This is a genomic window from Massilia sp. LXY-6 (assembly GCF_051233485.1).
GTDB lineage: Bacteria > Pseudomonadota > Gammaproteobacteria > Burkholderiales > Burkholderiaceae_D > Telluria.
The window spans coordinates 18631-43066 of the sequence record NZ_JBKFGF010000029.1 but is presented as its reverse complement, the minus strand read 5'-3'; the positions used below and the strand labels follow the sequence as shown (position 1 = coordinate 43066).

The following is a 24436-nucleotide window of genomic DNA, read 5'->3' as shown; positions in this document are numbered from 1 at the left end:
ACAACCAGGAGACCAGGATGGCGGCAGTGCGCTACAACAGCTTTTCCGAGTTCTATCCGTACTACCTGACCCAGCACGACAACCGGCTGTGCCGGCGCGCGCATTTCATCGGGACGTCCTCGGCCATCGCCGCGATCGCCCAGTACATCGACAGCCTGAACCCGTGGTGGCTGCTGTTGGCCGTGGTCAGCGGCTATGGCGGGGCCTGGATCGGGCACTTCGTGTACGAGAAGAACCGGCCGGCGACCTTCGGCAACCCGTGGTGGTCGTTCCGGGCGGACTGGGTGATGTACTGGCAGATGCTGACCGGCAAGTTAAGCTGGTGATGAGCAGCCGGTAACGGTCTTCACATTCACCAGCCCCACCAGGCCATCGTCGGAGGCCTGTTTCAGGTCCGCATCGGCGGCCGCGATCGCTTCCCTGGTCAGCACGCCCGCGTCGCGCACGCCGAAGGCCTGGTTGCGCCCCGCCGTCTTGGCCAGGTAGAGGCACAGGTCGGCCAGGTGGACCAACTGCTCCCAGTCGGGGGCGCCGTGTCCGTCCGCCGGCTTCGGGCAGAAGCCGAGCGATACCGTGACGGTGAGCTCGCGCCCGTCGGCGACGATCGGCGTGCCCGACACCGCCCCCAGCAGGCGCGCGCATACCTGGCGCGCTTCCTCGGTGGCGACGCCGGGCAGGTAGGCCAGGAATTCCTCCCCGCCCCAGCGGATCAGCACGTCCTGCCCGCGCAGGCTGGCCGCCAGCCGGGCCGCCACGTTCTTCAGGACCACGTCGCCGGCGCTATGGCCGAAACGGTCGTTGATCGACTTGAAGTGGTCGACGTCGAGCAGCAGGAACACGCCGGCGTTGCCGTCGGCGTCGCCGGGGTCTTCGTCGAAGCGCGGCACCACCTGTTCGTAGAAATAATGGCGGTTGAACAGCCCGGTCAGGGAATCGCGCGTGCTCTGGCGGAACAGCTGTTCGTTCTTGGTCTGCAGCGTGGCGTTCGCCCTGGCCACGCGTCGGTACAGCAGTGCGATCAGCATCACCGCCACCAGGGTCGTCACGCTGAGCAGCACCCACAGGCTGCGCAGGCGCTTCACGGTATCCAGCTCGGCCGCCTTCATCGCGCTGTCGTGGTGCAGCCGGGCGAGTTCGGCCTGCTTCTTCTGGTCCGCGTAGACGCGCTGCAGCGCCTGGTAGGACAGCTGCTTTTCCTTGCGCCAGGCAGCCAGCGACACCGAGCCCGCCTTTTCGTAGACGGTCAGGGCCACGTCGCCCTCGCCGACCTGGTTCAGCGCGTGGCCATACTCCAGCAGCATGCGCACGTAGCGCTCGTCGTCCTGCAGGCCGGCCAGCGCCGCATCCACGGTCGCCTTGCCGTTGCGGATGTCGCGGAAGTAGATGCTGGCGATGCCGAGCTGGAAGGAAGCCAGTTGACGCCCGGTCTCGTCGCCGAACTCGCGCGCGATGCGCAGCGCCGTTTCGCTGGTCCGGGCGGCTTCGCCGAAGCGCCGCGCCTGGATGTAGAGTTCGGCCAGGTTCGCCAGCGGCGTCGCCAGCCGCTCCCTGGCCTTCATCTTTTCGAGGATGTCGATGGCGGCCTGCAATGCCGTTTCCGCGCGTTTGGCACGGCCGGCGCGCGCGGCGACCGCATACTCGGCCAGGCGCGCATGGGCCAGCAGCGCCGGGATGCCCCGGGCTTGTGCGACCCCGACCAGTTCGTCGATGAGAAGCAAGGCCTCGTCGTGGCCGCCGACGCCGGCCAGCAGCCTGGCCTGTTCGCGCAGCGCCATCGCCAGCGCATCGCGGTCGGTGCCGGTCCTGGCCAGCGCCAGGGCGCGCTCGACGAAGCCGATCGCATCGGCTCCGCTGCCGTCCTGCTCGGCCAGCAGTCCCTGCGCCACCAGGGCCCGGGTCTGCAGGTAGACGTCGCCGGAAGCGGCCGCGAGCGGGGCCGCCTGCCCGACCAGCCGGTGCGCCGCTTCCTGGTCATGCACCAGCCTGGACAGCGCTGCGCCATGGCTCAGCAAGGCCCCGGCGAGCAGGCTGTCGTCATGCAGGGTGCGTGCCAGCCGCTCGGCCTGGAGCGCGGCCTCCACCGCCTTGTTCTTGTCGCCCAGCCAATACCAGGCGCGGCTCGTCTCGATGAAGACCTGGGCCTGTTCGGCGCCGCCGCGCCCTTTCCGCAGGCGATCGAGCGTGGTCAGCGCCTGGGCCGGCGCCACATAGGCTTCCTCGCGGGCCACCGCCAGCTCATGGGCAAATTGCGGAACGGACGCGTCCCCTGCCGGGCCGGCATGGGCCAGCGCGGCCCAGCACAGGAACAGCAGGCCAAAAAGGAACCGGTGCACAAGCATGTGGTCTCCAAACGTATCTCGACAATAGTAACATCGAGAAACGTATGATTCCACATTTCAACATCAATTGTATCCGCACGGAAACAGAACAGCGTGCCGGGCGTACACGGTGTTGAGCTGGCGCTAACGCGAGAAGTGTTCCGACAAGGTCTGGTCCAGGCCACGCTCCACCGCCGCCTCGACCTTGCGCGCCAGCGCGGCCGTATCCAGCGCCAGCGGCGAGGCCGGCGCCGCCTCGCTCTCGGCGGCCCCCGTGCCGGCCGGGGCCACCCCGGGCCCCGGCCCAGGCTCGATGCCGGCGCCGCCGAACACGAACAGCCGGTAGACGTCGGATAGGCGGACCAGCCCCGGGTCGGCCAGCAGCACCCAGCCCTCGCCGCCCTCGCGCGCGCCGCGGCCCCAGATCGCCCGGACCGAATCCTCGGCGTGCACACGGCCGACCCAGCCCGCCGCCACCATCTGCTCCAGCAGCTGGGTCATCTCGTCGTAGCCGATGCGGGTGTGGGCGCGGATCTGGGCGCCGGTCACCAGCGCCGTTCCGCTCAACGCGGCGCCGCCGTGCAGCACCTTGAGGATCGCCATCGCATCGACGAAGGCGCCGCCCGGCACCGGCTCGTACCACCAGCGTTCGTACTTCACCACCGGCAGCGCGGCGGTCAGCAGCGCGCCCACCAGGGTGATCAGCCAGGACAGATACATCCACAACAGGAACAGCGGCAGCGCCGCCAGGGCGCCGTAGATGATCGCGTAGGTCGGGAACTGGCGGATGAAGATCGCGAACACGCGCTTGGCGATCTCGAACGCGAGCGCGGCCACCAGCCCGCCCCACAGCGCATCGCGCCAGTCGACCCAGCGGTTCGGCACCGTCATGTACAGCAGCGCGTAGGCGCCGGTGGTCAGCGCCACCGACACCACCGAATAGAACAGCGCGCCGAAAAAGGGCACGCCGCTCATCAGGCCGTTGGTGGCGCTGAACAGCTGGGAAGTCAGGGTCAGCGAGATCCCGAACAGCAGCGGCCCGAGGGTCACCAGGGCCCAGTAGATCAGCACCCGCTGCACCAGCGGGCGCGCACGCCTGACGCGCCAGATCTGGTTGAAGGCGCGCTCGATCATGCCGATCATCGCCGCCGTGGTGAGCACCAGCGCCACCGCGCCCACCGCCGACAGCTTGGTCGCCTTGCTGGCGAACTGGGTCAGGTTCGAGGTGATCGTGTTGGCGATCGCCTTCGGCATCACCATCTGCACGAAATAATGGTCGAGGTTCGATCGCAGCTGCCCGAAGATCGGGAAGGTGGTGAAGATGGCCAGCACGATGGTCAGCAGGGGTACCAGCGCCAGCGTGGTGGTGAAGGTCAGGCTGCCGGCCACTTGCGGGAGCTTTTCCTCGGTCAGGCGGCGCCGTGCGAAGCGCACCAGGTCGCGCACCTCGGCCCAGGTCAGCCCGCGCACCATGTCGACGCCGACGTTGATCATCTCGCTGGTGGACCGGGAAATGGAGGAGACTGTTTTCGAGAGCATCGTCGGTTCGGGGTGGAGCACGGGGTGGAGCGTAATGCGCTTCGTGTCATATTATAAAGCGCCCTATAATACCAACGATGAACCCAACCAATCTGATCATCCTCGTCCTCTACTACTCACGCCATGGCAAGACACGCAAGCTGGCCGAACTCATCGCCCAAGGGGTCGAGAGCGTCCCCGGCCTTGAAGCGCGCCTGCGTACCGTGCCGGCCGTGTCGACCGTGGCCGAGGCGACCGAGCCGGACATCCCGCGCAGCGGCGCCCCCTACGTCGAGCTGGAGGACCTGGCGGAATGCGCCGGGTTGGCGCTGGGTTCGCCCACCCGGTTCGGCAACATGGCGGCAGCGATGAAGTACTTCCTCGACGGCACCTCGGCACAGTGGCTGTCCGGCACCCTGTCGGGCAAGCCGGCCGCCCTGTTCACCTCCACCGGCAGCCTGCACGGCGGCCAGGAATCGACCCTGCTCTCGATGATGATTCCGCTGCTGCACCACGGTATGATGGTCATGGGCCTGCCCTACACCATGCCGGAACTGATGACCACCGAAAGCGGCGGCAGCCCCTACGGCGCGACCCACTGGTCCGGCGTGGACGGCAACCGCCCCATCACGGACGACGAGAAGCGGCTGGCGATCGCGCTGGGCCGGCGCCTGGCGCTGGCGAGCCGCAACCTGCAGGGGATGGAATAGGCGATGCAAGTCCATAGGGTATTTCATACGGGGGCGGTGACCAGCCTGGTCATCCTGTGCGTCTGGCTGCTGGCCTGGGAGATCGCGGTCGCCCCGTTGCATCCGGGCGGCTCGCTGCTGGCGCTGAAGGCGCTGCCGCTGCTGCTGCCGCTGCGCGGCGTGATCAAGCGCGACCTGTACACGCTGCAATGGTCGTCGATGGTCATCCTGATCTATTTCGTCGAGGGCGCGGTGCGGGCCTGGAGCGACAGGAGCGAACTGTCGCGCATCATGGCGCTGGGCGAGGTGATGCTGGTGTGCTCCTACTTCGTGTTCGCCCTGCTCTACCTGCACCCCTACAAGAAGCAGGCGAAGAAGCTGGCCAAGGAGCTGCTCGACAAGGTCAAAGTGCCGCATGACTGATTTGTTTTTAGCCCACTGCCGCGAGCTGATCGGCCATGAACACGTGCTGGTCGACGAACAGGATGTCGCCCCCTACCTGAGCGACTGGCGTGGCCGCTTCACCGGCCGCGCGCGCGCGGTGCTGCGTCCCGCCGACACGTCCCAGGTGGCCGGCCTGGTGCGCCTGTGCGCCGCGCACCGGGTGCCGGTGGTGCCGCAGGGCGGGCGCACCGGCCTGGTGATCGGCAGCGTGCCGGACGAATCCGGACACGCGGTGGTCATGTCGCTGCGCCGCCTGAACCGCATCCGCGCGGTCGACCCGGTCAACCGCACCATGACGGTGGACGCCGGCTGCATCCTGCACGACGTCCAGCAGGCGGCGGCGCGCGCCGGCATGCTGTTCCCGCTGTCGCTGGCGGCCGAAGGCAGCTGCACCATCGGCGGCAACCTGGCGACGAACGCCGGCGGCACCGGGGTCCTGCGCTACGGGAATACCCGCGAGCTCTGCCTCGGGCTCGAAGTCGTCACCGCCCGGGGCGAGCTGTGGGACGGCCTGCGCGGCCTGCGCAAGGACAATACCGGCTACGACCTGCGCGACCTCTACATCGGCGCCGAAGGCACGCTGGGCGTGATCACCGGCGCCGTGCTGAAGCTGTACCCGCAGCCCAAGGCCGGCATCACCGCGCTGGTGGCACTGTCCAGCTGCCGCGACGCCCTGACCCTGCTGCAACTGGCCCAGGACACGGCCGGCCCGACCCTGACCGGCTACGAGCTGATGAGCGACGTCTGCCTGCGCCTGGTCGGCAAGCATTTCCCCGGCCTGCCGCATCCCTTCCCGGACGCCCATCCGCAATACGCGCTGCTCGAACTGTCCAGCCACGAGTCGGAACAGCACGCGATACGCCTGCTCGAAGAAACCATCGAGCGCGCGCTGGAGGCCGGCCTGGCCCAGGACGCCGTGGTCGCAACTTCGATCGCGCAGTCGCGCGCGCTGTGGGCGATCCGCGAGCACATCCCGCTGGCCCAGGCCGCGGACGGCAAGAACATCAAGCACGACATCTCGGTGCCGATCTCGCGCATCGCCGATTTCGTCGAAGCCACCGACGCGCTCCTTGCGCGCGCCTGGCCGGGCGTGCAGGTGGTCTGCTTCGGCCACCTGGGCGACGGCAACCTGCACTACAACATTGCGCCGCCCGACGGCACGCCACACGACGCCTTCCTGGCCTACCAGGGCGACGTCAACCGCATCGTGCACGACAGCGTGGCCGCCTTCGCCGGTTCGATTTCCGCCGAACATGGCATCGGCGCCCTCAAGCGCGACGAATTGCCGCGCTACAAGGCGCAAGTCGAACTCGACCTGATGCGTGCCATCAAGGCCGCGCTGGACCCGCTGGGCATCATGAACCCTGGCAAAATTCTTTGACCGGGAGATCTTCATGAAGCGCTTTCTTTTCCTCCTTGGCGCCGGCGTGTTCTCGGCCGGCCTGCAGGCCCAGGGCGTGGTCAAATGCAGCGACGGCGGCCAGACCAGCTACGGCGACCGGCCCTGCGCCCACGGCCGGTCGACGCTCCTGCCGCCGCCGGCGGGCATCTCGATATCGGACCAGATGGGCCCGCAGGGCGGCGACGCGCGCACCCTGCTGGAACTGGAAAAGGCCCGCATCGCACGTGAGAAGGCGGCGGAAAAGCAGGGGCGCGTCGAGGTCCGGCAGGCCCGCGCGGCCCAGGCCCAGCGCAAGAAATGCGACAAGCTGCGCCTGCGCCGCAAGTGGGCCGAGGAAGACCTGGTCCGGAGCGCGCATGGCCCCAGGCAGGAGGCGGCGCGCATCAGGCTGCGGCGCCAGCTCGAGACCCTGGCGGTGGAATGTCCGGCCTAGGCCTGCTGTCGCGCTGGCTGCTGTTCGGCGAGTGGCGCGCGCATCCGATGCGCGCCCTGCTGGCCGTGGTGGCGATCGCGGTCGGCGTCGCCATGGGCTTCGCCATCCACCTGATCAACGCTGCCGCTTTCAACGAATTCTCCGCCGCGATCCAGAGCCTGGCCGGCCAGGCCGACCTGCAGGTGGCCGGGCGCGAAGCCCAGTTCGACGAAGGCATCTACCCGCGCCTCGCCGCGCATGAGGGCGTGGCGGTGGCCTCGCCGGTGCTGGAAGTCGACGCCGCCCTGGCCGGCAAACCCGGCTCCCTGAAGATCGTCGGCCTGGACGCGCTGCGCGCCGGCTACGTGTCGCCCGACCTGGCCGGGGTGCCGGAAAAAGGTCATGGCGCCGATGTGCTGGCCGACGACACCGTGTTCCTGTCGCCGGCGGCGCTGTCCTGGCTTGGCGTGCGCCGCGGCGACACGCTCCATTTGCGCGCCGGCACCGCCGACGTCCCGCTGCGCGTCGCCGGGGCTATCCTGCGCGCGCGCAGCGGCCAACGCCTGGCGGTGATGGACATCGGCGCCCTGCAATGGCGCTTCGGGCGGCTGGGCAAGCTGTCGCGGGTCGACCTCAAGCTGCGCGACGGTGTCGACCGCGCCTCCTTCGAACGCGGGCTGGCGGCGGAACTGGAACAGGAGTTTCCCGGCCGTTTCACGGTGGCGCAGCCGAACGACGCCAGGCAGGAAAGCCGCAACAACAACCTGAGCCGTGCCTACCGCGTGAACCTGACGGTGCTGGCCCTGGTGGCGCTGTTCACCGGCGCCTTCCTGGTGTTCTCGACCCAGGCCTTGTCGGTGTTGCGCCGGCGCAGCCAGTTCGCGCTGCTGCGCGTGCTCGGCCTGCCGCGCCGGCTTCTCCTGCGCCAAGTGCTGGTCGAGGGCGCCAGCCTGGGCGTGCTCGGCGCGCTGCTGGGCATCGTGGCCGGCTACGGACTGGCGGCCGCCGCCCTGGCCTTCTTCGGCGGCGACCTCGGCGCCGGCTACTTCCCGGGCGTGAAGCCGACCGTGCGCTTTACGCCGGTGGCCGCCGGCGTGTTCTTCCTGCTCGGCCTGGGCGTGGCCTTGCTCGGCTGTGCGGCACCGGCCTGGGAAGCGGCGCGCGCCCGCCCCGCGGTCGCCCTCAAGTCGGGCAACGACGAAGTCGCGCTGGAGCGCCTGGCGCGCGTCTGGCCTTCGCTGCTATGCCTCGGCGCGGCTGCGGCCTGCGCCTTCGCCCCGCCCGTGTTCGAGCTGCCGCTGTTCGGCTACTTCGCCGTCGCCCTGCTGCTGATCGGCGGCATTACCCTGATGCCGCGCCTGGCCGCTGCCAGTTTCCGCGCCCTGAACCGCCTGCACATGCGCACCAGCGCTTCGCCCGCGCCGTCGCCGGTTCTTAGCCTGGCGCTGGCGCGCCTAGCGAATGCGCCGGGCCAGGCCTCGATCGCGCTGGGCGGAGTGCTGGCCAGCTTTTCCCTGATGGTGGCGATGGGGATCATGGTGGCCAGCTTCCGCGTGTCGGTGGACGACTGGATGCTGCACATCCTGCCCGCCGACCTGTACGTGCGCACCGCCAGCGGCGGCAACACCGGCGGCCTGGGACCCGGCGAACAGGCGGCGATCGCCGGCCTGCCGGGCGTCGCGCGGACCGCCTTCCTGCGCACCCGGCCGCTGACCCTCGATCCGGCACGCCCCACCGTCACCCTGATCGCGCGCGACATCGACGCCGCGGATCCCGGCCGGCTGCTGGCCCTGGTCGGAGCGGGAGTGATGGCGCCCGCGGGCGAGCCGCCGGTATGGGTCTCGGAAGCCATGACCGACCTGTACGGCATGCACGTCGGGCAGCGGATCGCGCTGCCGCTGGGCGGGCGCCAGCAGCGCTTTTTCGTGGCCGGGGTCTGGCGCGACTATGCCAACCAGTCCGGCTCGGTGGTGATCCGCCTGGCCGACTACCGGCGCCTGACGGGCGACACCATGGTCACAGACGCCGCGCTGTGGGCGGCGAACGGCGTGCATCCGGACACCGTCGCCGCGCGTTTGCGCGCCCTGCCCTTCGGTTCCATCCTGCAGCTGGCCAGCCCCGGCGAGATCCGCGCCGCCAGCCTGCGCATCTTCGACCGCAGCTTCGCCGTCACCTACCTGCTGGAAGCGATCGCGATCGCCATCGGCCTGTCCGGCGTGGCCGCCACCTTCTCGGCCCAGACGCTGGCGCGCGCCCGCGAGTTCGGCATGCTGCGCCACGTGGGCGTGTCGCGCGGCCAGGTGCTGCGCATCCTGGCGCTCGAAGGCGGCTCGCTGACCATGCTCGGCGTGGCCACCGGTTTCGCGCTGGGCCTGTTGATCAGCCTGATCCTGGTCTACGTGGTCAACCCGCAGTCCTTCCACTGGACCATGCAGCTGCACCTGCCCTGGACGCTGCTCGGCAGCGTGGCCGCGGTGCTGGTGCTGGCCTCGGTGGCGACGGCGCTGGTGTCGGGCCGTTATGCGCTGTCCGGCGGACCCGTACGGGCGGTCAGGGAGGACTGGTGATGCTGCGCAGCCTGCTGATCATGCTGATGCTGCTGGCCGGCGCCGCGCAGGCAGCGCCGCCGACCTTCGCGCCGGTGACGCCCGGCCGCGCGCTCGCCTTTCCACAGGATTTCGGCGCCCATCCGGAGCACCGCACCGAATGGTGGTACGTGACCGGCTGGCTGGAGACCCCGGACCGCAAGCCGCTCGGCTTCCAGGTCACCTTCTTCCGCAGCCGTACCGAACACGACCCGGCGAATCCGAGCGCGTTCGCGCCGAAGCAGCTGATCATCGGCCACGCCGCCCTGTCCGATCCGGCCCTGGGACGCCTGCGGCACGACCAGCGCAGCGCCCGCGAAGGCTTCGGCCTGGCCTGGGCGAAGCCCGGCGACACCGACGTCAAGCTGGACGACTGGCGCATGCGGCGCGAACCGGACGGGCGCTACCGGGTCTCGGTGCGCGGCGGCGAGCTGGCTTTCGAGCTGACGCTGGCGCCGACCCAGGCCATGCTGCTGGAGGGCGAGGCCGGCTTTTCGCGCAAGGGTCCGCAAGCCGGACATGCCAGCTATTATTACAGCGAGCCGCAGCTGCAGGTCGCCGGCACCGTCAGCCGCGCCGGCAAGCCGGTGGCGGTCAAGGGCAGGGCCTGGCTCGACCACGAATGGTCCAGCCAGGTGCTGGAGACGAATGCGGCCGGCTGGGACTGGACCGGGATCAACCTCGACGACGGCGGCGCCCTGATGGCCTTCCAGATCCGCGCCAAGGATGGCGGCAAGCTGTGGGCCCACGCCACGCTGCGCGATGGCGGCGGGCGCCTCACCCAGTACGGCGCGGATCAGGTATCGTTCACGCCGCAGGCGCACTGGAAGTCGCCGCGCACCGGCGCCAGCTACCCGGTGGCGACCACGATCGCGACCGGCGCGCTGCGCTGGCAGCTGACACCCCTGCAGCAGGACCAGGAACTCGACTCGCGACGCTCGACCGGCGCGGTGTACTGGGAAGGCGCGGTCAGCGTCGGGCGCGACGGTCGCCCGCTGGGCCGCGGCTATCTGGAACTGACCGGCTATGCCGATCCGATGAAGCTCTGAACCACCCCCGAACCACCCTGAACCACCCTACAACAAGAAACAAGGACACATGAGTACCAGCTCCACTCCCGACTCTCCAAGCCGCAAGGGCACCTTTGCCGCCCTGGCCGGGCTGCTCCCCTTCCTGCGTCCCTACCGCCGCCAGTTCGTGCTGGCCGGGATCGCGCTGGTGGTCGCCGCCGGCGCCACCCTGGCCATCCCCTACGCCTTCAAGCAGATGATCGACCACGGCTTCGGGGCCGCCGCCGGCGGCAGGAGCATCGCGAACGTCAACGCCACCTTCCTTGCCCTGTTCGGCGTGGCGGCGGTGCTGGGCGTGGCCACCGCCGCGCGCTTCTACATGGTGTCCTGGCTGGGCGAGCGCGTCACCGCCGACATCCGCAGCGCCGTTTACTCCCACGTGGTCCGGCAAAGCCCGGAATTCTTCGAGACCACCCGCAGCGGCGAAGTGCTGTCTCGCCTGACCACCGACACCACCCTGATCCAGTCCGTGGTCGGCACCAGCATCTCGCTGGCGCTGCGCAATACCCTGCTGTTCGTGGGCGGCCTGGCGATGCTGTTCGTGACCAGCGCCAAGCTGACCTCGATCATCCTCGGCCTGCTGGTGCTGGTGGTGGTGCCGATCGTGCTGTTCGGACGCCGCGTGCGCAAGCTCTCGCGCGACTCCCAGGACCGGATCGCCGATGCCTCCGCGCTGGCCGGCGAGATCCTCAACGCCATGCCGACCGTGCAGTCCTTCACCGGCGAACGGCGCGAGGCGCAGCGCTTCGGCGCTTCGGTCGAACACGCGTTCCAGACCGCGATGCGGCGCATCCGCGCACGCTCCATCCTGACCATGCTGGCGATCGTGCTGGTGTTCGGTGCGATCGTGTTCGTGCTGTGGCTGGGCGCGCACGCGGTGCTGGCGGGGAGCATGACCGGCGGCGACCTCGGCCAGTTCATCCTGTACGCCTCGATCGTTTCCGGCGCGGTCGGCGCCCTGTCCGAAGTGATGGGCGAGGCCCAGCGCGCGGCCGGCGCCGCCGAGCGCCTGCTGGAACTGCTGGCGCTGCGCTCCAGCATCGGCAGCCCGCTGCACCCGAAACCGCTGCCGCCGCGCAAGGTGGGCGGCGCCTCGCTCGAGCTGCTCGATATCGGCTTTTCCTATCCCTCGCGCCCGGACCACGCGGCGCTGGCGCACCTGAGCCTGTCGATCCTGCCCGGCGAGACGGTGGCCGTGGTCGGCCCGTCCGGCGCCGGCAAGACCACCCTGTTCCAGCTGCTGCTGCGCTTCTACGACCCGCAGTCCGGCAGCATCCTGCTGGACGGGGTCGACGTCCGCGACCTCGACCTGCAGGTGCTGCGCGGCGCGATCGGCATCGTGCCCCAGGATACGGTGATCTTCTCGGCCGACGCGATGGAAAACATCCGCTACGGCCGCCCGGAGGCGAGCGATGCCGAGGTGATCGCCGCGGCGAAGATGGCGGCCGCCCACGAATTTATCGAGCGCCTGCCGGAGGGCTATGCCTCCTTCCTGGGCGAGCGCGGGGTGCGCCTGTCGGGCGGCCAGCGCCAGCGCATCGCGATCGCGCGCGCGCTCCTGAAAAACCCGCCGCTGCTGCTGCTGGACGAAGCCACCAGCGCGCTGGATGCCGAATCCGAGCGCCTGGTGCAGAGCGCGCTGGAAGCGGCGATGGTCGGCCGCACCACCCTGATCATCGCGCATCGGCTGGCGACCGTGCAGCGCGCCGACCGCATCATCGTGATGGAAGACGGGCGGATCGTCGAGACCGGCACCCATTCCTCGCTGGTGGCGCTGGGGGGCATCTATGCCAACCTGGCGGCGCTGCAGTTCCATAACATCCAGGTCGCGCACTGAGCGGGGCTCGGCCGCGGCCGCCCTTCCTCGGCCAGGGAGTTCGGTGTACAGTGGCGCGGGTTGAATTGTCCCGTGCCACTGGAGTCCACCTTGAGCGATACCGAACTGCTTGCCCGCTGCACCACGATCCTGCCCGGCCACCGCGCGCGCCGGCCGGCCGAGATGTTTTCCGCCATGGCCGCCTGGTGCGAAGCCAATGGCGTCAGCCATGACGTGTACGGCGACGGCGCCGTGGTCCAGGACTTCGAGCGCAAGCTCGCCGAACTGCTCGGCTTCGAGGCGGCCGTCTTCTGCATCTCAGGCACCATGACCCAGGTGACCGCGCTGCGCCTGGCCACGATGGAACGTGGCAACGCTCTGGTCGCGCTGCACCCGACTTCCCACATTTTCGTGCACGAGCGCTCGAATTACCAGTTGCTCGGCCACTTCGACGCCCTCCAGGTCGGCGACCGCCATCGCCCCTGGACCGCCGACGACATCATGGCGGTGCCGGACCGCCTGTCGGCCGTCGGCCTGGAGATCCCGATGCGCGAGATCGGCGGCCAGCTTTCCGACTGGGACGAACTCGCGGCCATCAAGGCGCATTGCAAGGCACGCGGCATTCACCTGCACATGGACGGCGCGCGCCTGTGGGAAGCGGCGGCCGGCTATGGCCGCCCGGCGGCCGAGATCGCGGCGGGCTTCGATTCGGTCTACGTCTCGCTGTACAAGGGGATCGGCGGCCTGGGCGGCGCGATGCTGCTGGGCTCGAAAGAGTTCGTGGCGCGTGCGTCCGAATGGTTCAAGCGCCAGGGCGGCAACGTGATCCACCGCTCGCCCTACGTGGTGGCCGCGGCGATGCAGTTCGACGCGCGCCTGGCCAGCATGCCGGCGCTGTTCCGCCGCACGCAATTCCTGTACGAAGTACTGCGCGACCATCCGCTCATCAAGGTGAACCCGGCGGCGCCTCAGGCCAACATGCTGCACGTTCACCTGCCGGTGAGCCGCGAGCGCGCGCTCGAGATCCGCCGCAAGCTGGCGGCCGAGCATGGCATCTGGATCTTCAACCGCATCAACCACGGCGCGCTGCCAGACAGCAGCTTCTTCGAGCTCTACGTGGGCGACAACCTGCTGGAGACGCCCGACGGGCGCGTGCGCGAGGCGGCGGCCCTGCTGGCTGCGGAGCTGATGCCCGCGCAGGCGCCCATCGGGTAGAATGGCATTTTTTCCACCTGTACTTACCCGATGCGTCAATATTCAGAGCTGATGCGCCATGTCCGCGACCATGGCGCGGTCAAGACGGACCGCACCGGCACCGGCACGCGTTCCGTGTTCGGCTACCAGATGCGCTTCAACCTCCAGGACGGCTTCCCGCTGGTGACGACCAAGAAGGTCCACCTGAAGTCCATCATCCATGAACTGATCTGGTTCCTGGCCGGCTCCACCAATATCGCCTACCTGAAGGAACACGGCGTCTCGATCTGGGACGAGTGGGCCGACGCCAAGGGCGAACTGGGTCCGGTCTACGGCTACCAGTGGCGCAGCTGGCCGCTGCCCGACGGCGGCCACATCGACCAGATCAGCCAGGTGCTCGACCAGATCAGGAATAATCCGGACTCGCGCCGCATGATCGTCTCGGCCTGGAACGTGGCCGACGTGCCGCAGATGAAGCTGCCGCCCTGCCACGCCTTCTTCCAGTTCTACGTGGCCGACGGCAAGCTGTCCTGCCAGCTCTACCAGCGCAGCGCGGACATCTTCCTGGGCGTGCCCTTCAACATCGCGTCCTACGCGCTGCTGACCCACATGATGGCGCAGCAGGCCGGCCTGGAAGTCGGCGACTTCATCTGGACCGGCGGCGACTGCCACCTGTATTCGAACCACCTGGAACAGGTCGAGCTGCAACTGTCGCGCGAGGAGCGTCCGCTTCCGAAGCTGGTCATCAAACGCAAGCCGGACTCGCTGTTCGACTACCGGTTCGAAGACTTCGACGTGGTCGGCTACGATCCGCATCCCGCCATCAAGGCGCCTGTCGCGGTGTAAGAGGACAAAGCGCATGGCAAAACAACTCACCCTGGTGGTCGCGATGGACGCCGAGCGCGGCATCGGCGTCGACAACCAGCTGCCCTGGCATCTACCCGAGGACCTGGCCCACTTCAAGCGGGTCACCCTCGGCCATCCGATCATCATGGGCCGCAAGACCTTCGATTCGATCGGCCGCCCCCTGCCCAAGCGCCGCAACATCGTCGTCACGCGCAATGCGGCGTGGGCGCACGAGGGCGTCGAAGTGGCAAGCTCGCTGGACGACGCGGTCGCGCTCGCGGGCGACGAGCCGGCCAGCATCATCGGCGGCGCCCAGATCTTCGGCGAGTCGATGGCGATCGCGGACCGCATGATCGTCACCCACATCGACGCCGTCTACCGCTGCGACACCTTCTTCCCCGACATCGATCCGGGGACCTGGAGCGAAACCGCGCGCGAAGAACACCGCTCGGCGGAGGGCGTCGCCTTTTCCTTCGTCACCTACGAACGCAAGCAATAACAGGCTAAACAGTATGTCCGAACACGGTTTCCATGTGCATGGACCGCACGATCACGCGGTCGAACACGTCGCCCAGCACGGCAGCGACGGCTTCTCCAACAACATCGCCGTCATGACCGCGGTGCTGGCGACCGTCGGCGCGCTGTTCGGCTACCTCGGCGGCGCGACCCAGAACGACGCCGCCCTCTTCAAGAACAACGCGGCAATCGCCAAAACCACGGCGGCGAATTCCTGGAACTACTACCAGGCCAAGTCGAGCAAGCAGAACCTGGCCGAGCTGGCCTCGAACCTGCCCGGCATGACTGCCCAGGCCCAGGCGAAGTACAAGGCCGACGTGGCGCGCTACGAAGCCGAAAAGGCGGGCATCAAGAAGGAAGCCGAGAGGTTCGAAGCCCAGTCCGACGAGTGGAACCACAAGTCGGAAGCGGCCATGCACACCCACCACCAGTGGGCGCTGGCCACCACGGCCGAGCAGATCGCGATCTCGCTGGCGGCGATCACGCTGCTGACGCGGCGGCGCTGGCTGCTGTCGGTGACCTATGTCGTGGCCGCGGTCGGCTTCGTGCTGGGCGCCTTCGCCGGGCTGCACGTGGATCCGATCGGGGCGCTGCTGGCCGGGGGCGCGGCCGCGCACTGAGCGGCCTTAGCCATAATGCTTCAGCAACATCGCGTGCCGATGCCGGAAAAATCTGGTGATGAACCAGCTGACGATGCCGGCGGCGAAGCGCGGCGTGAACTCCAGGCTGTCGACCACCCGCGTGCCCTCGCCGTCCGGCGTGAGCGTGCGTTCGTGGCGCCAGTTCTTCATCGACAGCAGCGGCGACTGCTCGACGAAGCGGCGCCCCGGCTCCACCTCGACGAAGGTCAGGCGCGACAGGTCGATCGGCAGGAAGCCCAGCAGCAGGAAGGTGCAGTTGCCGAGCGGCCGACCGAGGCCGCTGCCGTCGCGCGGGATGTGCGTCATCCCCTTGGGGAAGGCCAGCTTCAGGATCGGCCGCATCTCGGCATGGACGCCGCGGACGGAGGTGCTCCAGTCCCAGAGTTCGGCGGGCGAGGCCGGGATCGTGCTTTCAATCTGGACGCGTACGGTGCGAATGGTGGGCCTCGGCTGGTAAAAGATGCGGTTCGGCCAGCACTCTACCACCGATTGGACGCTCACTTCAGTCAGGATTGCCTACCGAGCAACAACGGTGCGCCATGATCGGCCCAGTCTGGTTAACCTAGCAAAAAAATTGCGCCGACTTGCGGAAATTCTGCGAAAATCCGCTTCTATTTTTTTACGGTGCCGTGCCCGGCCATCTACCGCTCAGGAAGATGGGGTGCACGGCGCTTCGCTTTGGAGCTGTCCATGAAATTTCGATTCCCTATCGTCATCATTGACGAGGACTTCCGTTCCGAGAACACCTCGGGCCTCGGCATTCGCGCGCTGGCCGCCGCGATGGAAAAAGAAGGCATGGAAGTGCTGGGCCTGACCAGCTATGGCGACCTGTCGCAGTTCGCCCAGCAGCAGTCGCGCGCCTCGGCCTTCGTACTGTCGATCGACGACGAGGAATTCGGCGGCGGGACGCTCGAAGAAACCAACTTCGCGCTGGCCGCGCTGCGCGCCTTCGTGCAGGAGATCCGCCACAAGAACTCGGACATCCCGATCTACATCTACGGCGAGACCCGCACCAGCCGCCATATCCCGAACGACATCCTGAAGGAGCTGCACGGCTTCATCCACATGTTCGAGGACACGCCGGAATTCGTCGCGCGCCACATCATCCGCGAAGCGAAGGCCTACCTGGACAGCCTGGCGCCGCCGTTCTTCCGCGCGCTGGTCAACTACGCCAACGACGGCTCCTATTCCTGGCACTGCCCCGGCCACTCGGGCGGCGTGGCTTTCCTGAAGTCGCCGATCGGACAGATGTTCCACCAGTTCTTCGGCGAGAACATGCTGCGCGCCGACGTCTGCAACGCGGTCGAGGAACTCGGCCAACTGCTCGACCACACCGGCCCGGTCGCCAAGTCCGAGCGCAACGCCGCGCGCATCTACAACGCCGACCACTGCTACTTCGTCACCAACGGCACCTCGACCTCGAACAAGATGGTCTGGCACTCGACCGTGGCGCCGGGCGACATCGTGGTCGTGGACCGTAACTGCCACAAGTCGATCCTGCACTCGATCATCATGTGCGGCGCGATCCCCGTGTTCCTGATGCCGACCCGGAACAACCTCGGCATCATCGGCCCGATCCCGCTGGAAGAGTTCTCGCCGGAGTCGATCCGCAAAAAGATCGAAGCGAACCCGTTCGCCCGCGAAGCCAAGAACAAGAAGCCGCGCATCCTCACCATCACCCAGTCGACCTACGACGGCGTGGTGTACAACGTCGAGACCCTGCGCGAACTCTTGGACGGCAAGATCGACACCCTGCACTTCGACGAAGCCTGGATCCCGCACGCGACCTTCCACGACTTCTACAAGAACATGCACGCGATCGGCCGCGACCGTCCGCGCGCCAAGGAATCGATGATCTTCTCGACCCAGTCGACGCACAAGCTGCTGGCCGGCCTGTCGCAGGCTTCGCAGGTGCTGGTGCGCGAGTCCGAGACCGTCAAGCTCGACCAGGACGCCTTCAACGAGGCCTACCTGATGCACACCTCGACCTCGCCGCAGTACTCGATCATCGCCTCGTGCGACGTCGCCGCCGCGATGATGGAAGCGCCGGGCGGCACCGCCCTGGTCGAAGAGTCGATCTACGAGTCGCTGGACTTCCGCCGCGCGATGCAGAAGGTCGACGAGGAAATCGGCGAGGACTGGTGGTTCAAGGTCTGGGGCCCGCAGGTGACCAGCGAGGAAGGCATCGGCACCCAGGCCGACTGGATGATCCATGCCGAGGACACCTGGCACGGCTTCGGCAAGCTGGCCGAGGGCTTCAACATGCTGGACCCGATCAAGGCCACCGTGGTGACCCCGGGCCTGGCGCTGGACGGCACCTTCGACACATCCGGCATCCCGGCCTCGATCGTGACCAAGTACCTGGCCGAGCACGGCGTGATCATCGAGAAGTGCGGCCTGTACTCCTTCTTCATCCTGTTCACGATCGGCATCACCAAGGGCCGCTGGAACACGCTGGTCACCGCCCTGCAGCAGTTCAAGGACGACTACGACCGCAACCAGCCGATGTGGCGCATCATGCCGGAGTTCACGGCGGCGAACCCGCGCTACGAAGCCTGGGGCCTGCGCGACCTGTGCCAGTCGATCCACGACTTCTATAAATCCCGCGACGTGGCACGCCTGACCACCGAGATGTACCTGTCGGACATGATCCCGGCGATGAAGCCGTCGGACGCCTTCGCCAAGATGGCGCACCGCGAGATCGATCGCGTGGCGATCGAGGACCTCGAAGGCCGCATCACGGCGATCCTGCTGACCCCCTACCCGCCGGGCATCCCGCTGCTGATCCCGGGCGAGCGCTTCAACAAGACCATCGTCGACTACCTGCGCTTCGCACGCGACTTCAACGAGCGCTTCCCGGGCTTCGAGACCGATGTGCACGGGCTGGTCAAGCGTGAAGTCGACGGCAAGCTGGGCTACTTCGTGGATTGCGTAAGGCAGGACTGATCAGGCCCGCGTCCCTCGCGAACGAAGAGGAGCTGCGGCTCCTCTTTTTTTACGCCGACGGGCGGCGATGCGTCCCAGGCCCAGCACCGCGAGGCCGCCGGCGAGCAGGCTGCCGGCCGTCGGCTCGGGCACCGGCGACAATGGTTGCAGCTGCGCAGTGGTGCCGAAGTCGAGGTAGAAGTGGCCGTCGCCCCAGCTGGCGTTGGGGTTGAGGAAGGTAATGCTGAGGGTCTTGGTCTCGCGCGCCTCCGGGCTGGCGGACGCGGCGTTGTCGTAGGCGAGAGCGGAACCGCTATCGAGGCCGAACTGGACGTCTTGCGCCCCGTCGCGGAAGGACCCAAAGCCGCGCAGCTCGGCGCTGCTGGTGGCATACAGATTGTTCGAACCGTCGGGCACGACGCGGGCCGCCACGTCGATGTCGATGTCGAGCGACAGTGTCAGGGAACTGTAGGGCGCCAGCCGGAACCCCGTATCCCATCCGCCCTGGGCGATGCTATAGCGCATTTGCTCGCTGCCGGCAGCCACGCTGACCACGGCGCTGCCGCCCTGCATGCCCACCGCGCCGCCCGGCGCCAGCGTGATCCTGCCGAGAATCGCGTCCTTCCAGGCCACCTCGTCGCTGTCCTGCGGCCAGACCAGGCTTTGTCCCTGCTGGTACAGGACGATGCCATTCGCGTCGGAGACGCTGCCTCCCGCGTAGAGACTGCCGGCGGGGGACGAGAAACTGACGCTTGGGGCCTGGCCATCCGCGGGCCGCAGGTCACCCAGCGTGTAGCGCAAACCGGACGCGCTGGCGGTGGACCGGACCTGGGCGGATACGGGCGCGGCCAGGGTGGCGGCGCTCATGAGCAAGGCGGACAACAGGAGACGGCACATGGCGAACCTCCATCGGTTTGCGACAGCCTAGCACACCCGACAGAAGGCTACCCGTGGCTGTATGCCGTACGCAACGGGAGGCCACCTTGATGTGATGCTCAGGCCTTCGGCAAGGTCACCCCATGCTGCCCCTGGTACTTGCCGCCCCGGTCCTTGTACGAGGTTTCGCACACCTCGTCGCTCTCGAAGAACAGCACCTGCGCGCAGCCCTCGCCCGCGTAGATCTTGGCCGGGAGCGGCGTGGTGTTCGAGAACTCCAGGGTCACATAACCTTCCCATTCCGGCTCGAACGGCGTCACGTTGACGATGATGCCGCAGCGCGCGTAGGTCGACTTGCCCAGGCAGACCGTCAGCACGTTGCGCGGAATGCGGAAGTACTCGATGGTGCGGGCCAGCGCGAAGGAGTTCGGCGGGATGATGCAGACGTCGCTCCTCACGTCGACGAAGGAATTCGAATCGAAGTTCTTCGGGTCGACGATGGTGCTGTTGATGTTCGTGAACACCTTGAATTCGTCGGCGCAGCGGATGTCGTAGCCGTACGACGAGGTACCCCATGAGATGATCCTGCGACCTTCGCTCTCCCGCACCTGCTTGGGCGAGAAGGGCTCGATCATGCCGTGTTCTTCCGCCATGCGGCGGATCCATTTGTCGCTTTTGATAGTCATCTCAGGGCTTCCCGGTGAATAAATATTAGCCGGCGATTTTACGCGAAAAGCTCCCTGCGGTCTTCTTTCGTGGCCTGGGCCAACAGGCGCGCGATCATCTCGCGCGTCAGGTGCGCCGTGAGCTGGGGCGACTCCATCGGATACAAATGGGTCCCTTCGATCGTCACCAAGTTGGCGCCGACCAGCTTGCGGGTCGCTTGCATGCCGGCCTGGCGCAGCTCTTCCGAGCGGGTACCGGCGACGAAGCCGACCGGCACCGGGAAGGGCGCGCGCAGGACGCGGCCCATGTCGTGCGGCAGGCTGCAATAGATGGCCGCTTCGACCTCGCGTTCGAAGCGCAGTTGCACGCCGTCCGGATGCTGCTTCAATCCATGGGTCAGGTAGTCGTCGAGCGCACCCGGCGCCCAGGCCTGGAAGATCGGCTTCGCGATGAAGTGTTGGTACGCCGCCTCGCGCGAGGGCCAGACCTTGCGGCGCCGCTCGGCCACCCCGCCCGGCGACAATTTGCGGCCCAGGCCCAGCATCTTCGCCAGGCGCCAGACATGGGCGCGCCAGCCCGCCACCACCGGCGAATCCAGCATCACCACGCAGCGCGCCAGTTCGGGACGGCGCCAGGCCGCCAGCATGCCGACCGCGCCGCCCAGCGAGTGACCGACCAGGATCGCCGGCGCGTCGTAGCGCTCGAGCTGGGCGATCAGTTCGTCGACCAGCCCATGCCAGTTGTCGTCCACCGGATAGCGCGCATCGTGGCCGAGCATGTCGGTGGTGCGCACATCGAAATCGCGGCGCAGCTCGTCGAGCAGGCGCCCGTAGGCGCCGGACGGATAGCTGTTCCCGTGCGTGAAATGCAGCAGAGGCTTGTTCATGAGGCCCATTGTAAGTGCATTGCCGCGGCCGGGATCCCGCCGCGCTCCCCGTTTAGAGGGAAACGCCTACAGCCGGCGCCTCGGTTGGGCCATGCGGTGGCAAGACCGTCGTGATGGTGATCACTGCAGCGTTTCGCCATCGCTTACTGCCGTTCCCGCGGCGCCTGCGGATGGCGCCTGCGCAGCTGCTCGCGCTGTTCCGGGGTCAGCACCGCCATGGCCTGGGCGTGCACGCGCGCCTCCAGCAGGGCTTCGGCAGCGATCGCCTGGCCGAGGTCGCGCGAGGCCGCGCCGGCCCTCGCTTCGTCAAACTGGGCAGCATCGCGCAAGGCACGCAGCGCTTCGTGGGCATGCCGGACCGCCTTCTGCAGCTGGCGGTGCTGCGGCGCGGCGGCGTGCCGGATCGCGAACAGCTTGTCCTGCTGCGCTTCGCTCAGGCGCAGGCCGGCGCCGAAGTGGCCAACACCCTGGCCGAAGCCGTGTCCGGGGCCGCCGGGGCCGCGGCCATGCTCCGGGCCGCCTTCCGGCCTGAAGCCGCGCATCTCCGGGCCTCGGCTTTCCGGACCGCTACGCGGGACCTGTGCGGCGTTCTGGCCGGCGTCGGACGGCGTCTCGGATTGGCCGGCGGCGTAGGTGGTGGCACAGCAGGCCGCGAGCAGCGCGGCCGCCAGCGTTTGGCGCGTGAGGTTCATGTTCTGCATCCTTGTGTGGTTGGGATGCCGCATTGTCGTGCGCGCCCCTGTTAAGCGCTGTTAACCGGGTGTAAAACGGGGTAAAGAACGGCCAGACACCAGGATGGGACTCAATCAACGAGTAGTGACCGGGTCAATTGTTTCAGATAGTGCAGTTTCTTCGATACCCGAGCGGGCATGCTGGACCTTCTCGACAGGCTTAGGACGGTGAACCTTCAAGTCACCCTCCAAAACCGTTACCCACACGGATCCGGCAGCGCCGCCGCCGAAATCCAATTCTTGAGCCTTCCCGCAAACAGCGCATTTTCGAAAGGCATACTCACCGGTATAGTCCCAACGGTGGCTGATGAAGAGCGAGCTAATCAGTTCTTTGATCCGCTGGAAAGTCATAATTTAGCAGCTAATAATAGTTGGCTTGAGGACATTATCTGAGTCTAAAGGCGATTGCAACTAAGAAATTTTCACCTCCCGGCCCAAGCTCTCATCCAATTACTGAAACACGGTTGCAAGTCCTGGTTTTTCATGAGCTTACACAGCGGTTTTTGCTTGCTCATTAAAGCCATCAGCAACACTGCAAGTCGCTTAATATGTTGTGAAATACTTGAGTCAGATGCGCCTATCCCGGTGTAAAACGAGGTAAAAAGGGGCCGCCGGCCGGCGCCTCATCCATCCCCATTTGTTAAGATGCGAGCATGAATCAAGTACTGCTAATCGACGACGATACCGAACTGGTCGGGATGTTCACCGAGTACCTGGAACAGGAAGGCTTCCGCGTGGCCTGCGCCCATGACGGCGAAACCGGTGCGCGCGAAGCGCTGAGCGGCCAGTACGCGATCGCCATCCTCGACGTGATGATGCCGCGCATGAACGGCATCGAGACGCTGCGCCGTATCCGCGCCGCCAGCCGCATCCCGGTGCTGATGCTGACCGGCCGCGGCGACGACGCCGACCGCATCCTCGGCCTCGAACTGGGCGCCGACGACTACGTGACCAAGCCCTGCACCCCGCGCGAGATGACTGCCCGCGTGCGTGCGATCCTGCGCCGCACCCAGGGCACGGGCACCGAGGGTCCCGGCATCACGCTCACGGTCGGCAAGCTGACCATGCTGCCCGAGCAGCGCCGCGCCACCTGGGACGGCAATCCGCTGGAACTCACCAGCACCGAATTCAACCTGCTCGAAGTCCTGGCGCGCAACGCCGGCCGCCCGGTCAGCAAGAGCGACCTGTCGGAACAGGGACTGGGCCGCCCGCTGGCCCGCTTCGACCGCAACATCGACGTCCACCTGAGCAGCCTGCGCCACAAGCTGGGCACGCTGTCGGACGGACGCTCCTGCCTGCAGACCGTCTACCGTCTCGGCTACCAGCTGATCCGCGAGTAGCGATGGGGCGGTTGTTCTGGAAGTTCTTCCTGTCGATCCTGCTCGCGCAGGTGGCGGCCACGATCGGCATCGGCGGCACCGTCTGGCTGCGCGACCAGGCCCGCCAGCGCAACACCGAGCCGACGCTCGACCTCGGCCCGCCGGCCGTCATCATGCTGGACGCAGCCGCCGCCACCCTCAAGCATGGCGGCATCGACGGCCTGCGCGAACTCGCCGCAAGCACCCGCCGCATGCGCCTGTACGTGCTGGACGACCAGGGCCAGGAGCTGCTCGGACGCGCGGTTCCGGCCAAGCTGCGCGAGGAAGTCGAGCGCAGCCTCCAGACCGGCCTCCAGTCGCACGCCGTGGCGCGCCTGACCTCGGCCGACGGGCGGCGCTATCTCGCGTTTGCCTCGCGCACGCCCGGCCAGCGTCCGGGCATGGGCGGCATGGGCGGCATGTCGCCGGACCCCGGACCCGCGGAGGGCGGCACTGCGGCACGCGCCCCCGCTACCCCGGATGCAGGCGCCGCGCCCGGCCGCGCCACGGCCCCTGCCCCGGACGGTCCGGGTTCCGGCCGCGGTTTCGGCCCAGGCACCGGCCGCGGCTTCGGCCCCGGTCGCGGCGGTCCGGGCGGCTGGTTCGGCCTGCCGCCGGAGTTCGGCCGCCACGTGGGACGCTGGCTGCCGATCGTCGCCGCGACCCTGGCCAGCTTCCTGTTCGCCGCCCTGCTCGCCTGGTACTTCGCGCGCCCGATCCGCGCCCTGCGCAACGCCTTCGAAGCCGCCGCCGCGGGCGATCTCGCGCCCAAATTCGCCGAAGCCCGGATGGCGGTCGCCGGCGACGAGCTGGCCGAACTGGGCCACGATTTCGACCGCATGGGCGCCCAGCTGCGCACGCTGATGGAGGGCCAGCGCCGCCTGCTGCACGACGTCTCGCACGAACTGCGCTCGCCGCTGGCGCGCCTGCAGGCGGCGATCGGCCTGGCGCACCAGCAGCCGGACAAGATCGGCGCCTCGCTGGAGCGGATCGAACGCGAGAGCGTGCGCATGGACCGCCTGGTCGGCGAGCTGCTGACGCTGTCGCGCCTGGACGCGGCCAGCGAGCCGCCGGCGGCGGAGCCGGTCGATCTGGTCGAGATGGTCGATCAGATCGCGGACGACGCCCGCTTCGAAGCCGGCGCCCGCATCGACGTCGACGCCCCGGTCCCGGTAACGGTGAGCGGCGCTCCCGACCTGTTGTGGAGCGCGGTCGAGAACATCGTGCGCAACGCCGTCAAGCACGGCGGCGCCGCCGGCGCGATCGAGGTGGCCCTGCATCCGGAGGACGGTTCGGTGCACATCGAGGTGCTGGACCGCGGACCCGGCATCGCGGAGGAGCACCTGGGCCAGATCTTCGAACCCTTCTTCCGCTCGAATCCGGCGCAGAACAACGTCGACGGCCACGGCCTCGGGCTGGCGATCGCCAAGCGCGTGGTCGAGACCCATGGCGGGCGGATCACCGCGTCGAACCGCGACGGCGGCGGCTTGCGCGTGACGATCACGCTGCCACGTGATCTGAGCTGAGCTGAGCTAAGCGGGAC

General features: G+C 67.9%; 23 protein-coding genes. 16 read left to right on the top strand and 7 right to left on the bottom strand.

All coding sequences use genetic code 11. The features are described from left to right. Positions 1-17: 17 nt before the first annotated feature. Complete coding sequence (locus tag ACI48D_RS14460) at positions 18-326, top strand: Mpo1-like protein (protein WP_435571934.1); 309 nt, start codon at positions 18-20, stop codon at positions 324-326. Here the strand turns inward: ACI48D_RS14460 and ACI48D_RS14455 are convergent. Both ACI48D_RS14455 and ACI48D_RS14450 read right to left on the bottom strand, forming a co-directional pair. Beyond that, on the bottom strand, positions 315-2339 hold the full coding sequence (locus tag ACI48D_RS14455) for a diguanylate cyclase (RefSeq protein ID WP_435571933.1): 2025 nt from the start codon (positions 2337-2339) through the stop codon (positions 315-317). The genes ACI48D_RS14460 and ACI48D_RS14455 overlap by 12 nt on opposite strands. A gap of 123 nt (positions 2340-2462) precedes the next feature. Beyond that, on the bottom strand, positions 2463-3857 hold the full coding sequence (locus ACI48D_RS14450; protein ID WP_435571932.1) for a YihY family inner membrane protein: 1395 nt from the start codon (positions 3855-3857) through the stop codon (positions 2463-2465). A 77-nt stretch (positions 3858-3934) separates the two neighbouring features. Between ACI48D_RS14450 and wrbA the strand changes: the two genes are divergently transcribed. The 11 genes from wrbA (at position 3935) to ACI48D_RS14395 (ending at position 15430) form a co-directional block, all read left to right on the top strand. Next, positions 3935-4546 (top strand): NAD(P)H:quinone oxidoreductase, encoded by a 612-nt coding sequence (gene wrbA, locus ACI48D_RS14445; protein ID WP_435571931.1) that lies wholly within the window; start codon positions 3935-3937, stop codon positions 4544-4546. A gap of 3 nt (positions 4547-4549) precedes the next feature. Further along, on the top strand, positions 4550-4948 hold the full coding sequence (locus ACI48D_RS14440) for a DUF2069 domain-containing protein (protein WP_435571930.1): 399 nt from the start codon (positions 4550-4552) through the stop codon (positions 4946-4948). Continuing rightward, positions 4941-6350 (top strand): FAD-binding oxidoreductase, encoded by a 1410-nt coding sequence (locus ACI48D_RS14435; protein ID WP_435571929.1) that lies wholly within the window; start codon positions 4941-4943, stop codon positions 6348-6350. Before ACI48D_RS14440 ends, ACI48D_RS14435 begins: the two co-directional genes overlap by 8 nt. 13 nt (positions 6351-6363) lie before the next feature. Beyond that, positions 6364-6804, top strand: coding sequence for a DUF4124 domain-containing protein (locus tag ACI48D_RS14430; RefSeq protein ID WP_435571928.1), 441 nt, complete (start codon positions 6364-6366; stop codon positions 6802-6804). After that, positions 6792-9350: an FtsX-like permease family protein gene (locus tag ACI48D_RS14425; protein ID WP_435571927.1), complete on the top strand. Its 2559-nt coding sequence runs from the start codon at positions 6792-6794 to the stop codon at positions 9348-9350. The genes ACI48D_RS14430 and ACI48D_RS14425 overlap by 13 nt, the downstream gene beginning before the upstream one ends. Next, positions 9350-10417 (top strand): lipocalin-like domain-containing protein, encoded by a 1068-nt coding sequence (locus ACI48D_RS14420; RefSeq protein WP_435571926.1) that lies wholly within the window; start codon positions 9350-9352, stop codon positions 10415-10417. Before ACI48D_RS14425 ends, ACI48D_RS14420 begins: the two co-directional genes overlap by 1 nt. A 49-nt stretch (positions 10418-10466) precedes the next feature. Continuing rightward, positions 10467-12275: an ABC transporter transmembrane domain-containing protein gene (locus tag ACI48D_RS14415; protein WP_435571925.1), complete on the top strand. Its 1809-nt coding sequence runs from the start codon at positions 10467-10469 to the stop codon at positions 12273-12275. A gap of 90 nt (positions 12276-12365) precedes the next feature. Further along, a complete protein-coding gene (locus ACI48D_RS14410) occupies positions 12366-13469 on the top strand; it encodes a threonine aldolase family protein (protein ID WP_435571924.1) in 1104 nt (367 codons plus the stop codon). Positions 13470-13499: 30 nt separating this feature from the next. Continuing rightward, entirely contained in the window at positions 13500-14294 is a 795-nt protein-coding gene (locus ACI48D_RS14405; RefSeq protein ID WP_435571923.1) for a thymidylate synthase, read from the top strand. Between the two features lie 13 nt (positions 14295-14307). Next, positions 14308-14793 carry a dihydrofolate reductase gene (locus ACI48D_RS14400; RefSeq protein WP_435571922.1) on the top strand — a complete coding sequence of 162 codons (486 nt, stop codon included), beginning with the start codon at positions 14308-14310 and terminating at the stop codon, positions 14791-14793. A gap of 13 nt (positions 14794-14806) precedes the next feature. Next, positions 14807-15430: a DUF4337 domain-containing protein gene (locus ACI48D_RS14395; RefSeq protein WP_435571921.1), complete on the top strand. Its 624-nt coding sequence runs from the start codon at positions 14807-14809 to the stop codon at positions 15428-15430. Between the two features lie 6 nt (positions 15431-15436). Here the strand turns inward: ACI48D_RS14395 and ACI48D_RS14390 are convergent, their stop codons facing one another. Further along, positions 15437-15952 carry an SRPBCC family protein gene (locus tag ACI48D_RS14390; RefSeq protein ID WP_435571920.1) on the bottom strand — a complete coding sequence of 172 codons (516 nt, stop codon included), beginning with the start codon at positions 15950-15952 and terminating at the stop codon, positions 15437-15439. A 189-nt stretch (positions 15953-16141) separates the two neighbouring features. Here ACI48D_RS14390 and ACI48D_RS14385 point away from each other — a divergent pair, with 189 nt between their 5' ends. Continuing rightward, positions 16142-18397 carry an Orn/Lys/Arg decarboxylase N-terminal domain-containing protein gene (locus ACI48D_RS14385; RefSeq protein WP_435571919.1) on the top strand — a complete coding sequence of 752 codons (2256 nt, stop codon included), beginning with the start codon at positions 16142-16144 and terminating at the stop codon, positions 18395-18397. Here ACI48D_RS14385 and ACI48D_RS14380 read toward each other — a convergent pair whose 3' ends face one another. The 4 genes from ACI48D_RS14380 to ACI48D_RS14365 form a co-directional block, all read right to left on the bottom strand. Next, positions 18398-19273 carry a hypothetical protein gene (locus ACI48D_RS14380; protein WP_435571918.1) on the bottom strand — a complete coding sequence of 292 codons (876 nt, stop codon included), beginning with the start codon at positions 19271-19273 and terminating at the stop codon, positions 18398-18400. Positions 19274-19371: 98 nt separating this feature from the next. Beyond that, positions 19372-19938 carry a dCTP deaminase gene (gene dcd, locus ACI48D_RS14375; RefSeq protein WP_435571917.1) on the bottom strand — a complete coding sequence of 189 codons (567 nt, stop codon included), beginning with the start codon at positions 19936-19938 and terminating at the stop codon, positions 19372-19374. 38 nt (positions 19939-19976) lie between these two features. Next, entirely contained in the window at positions 19977-20804 is an 828-nt protein-coding gene (locus ACI48D_RS14370) for an alpha/beta fold hydrolase (RefSeq protein WP_435571916.1), read from the bottom strand. A gap of 143 nt (positions 20805-20947) precedes the next feature. Beyond that, complete coding sequence (locus ACI48D_RS14365) at positions 20948-21496, bottom strand: Spy/CpxP family protein refolding chaperone (RefSeq protein WP_435571915.1); 549 nt, start codon at positions 21494-21496, stop codon at positions 20948-20950. A 177-nt stretch (positions 21497-21673) separates the two neighbouring features. Between ACI48D_RS14365 and ACI48D_RS14360 the strand changes: the two genes are divergently transcribed. The 3 genes from ACI48D_RS14360 to ACI48D_RS14350 all read left to right on the top strand — a co-directional run bounded on the left by ACI48D_RS14360 (position 21674) and on the right by ACI48D_RS14350 (position 24419). Then, a complete protein-coding gene (locus tag ACI48D_RS14360; RefSeq protein WP_435571914.1) occupies positions 21674-21928 on the top strand; it encodes a hypothetical protein in 255 nt (84 codons plus the stop codon). Between the two features lie 260 nt (positions 21929-22188). Beyond that, positions 22189-22875, top strand: a complete 687-nt coding sequence (locus ACI48D_RS14355; RefSeq protein WP_435571913.1) for a response regulator — start codon at positions 22189-22191, stop codon at positions 22873-22875. 2 nt (positions 22876-22877) lie between these two features. Continuing rightward, positions 22878-24419 carry a sensor histidine kinase gene (locus ACI48D_RS14350; RefSeq protein ID WP_435571912.1) on the top strand — a complete coding sequence of 514 codons (1542 nt, stop codon included), beginning with the start codon at positions 22878-22880 and terminating at the stop codon, positions 24417-24419. Positions 24420-24436: the final 17 nt, after the last annotated feature.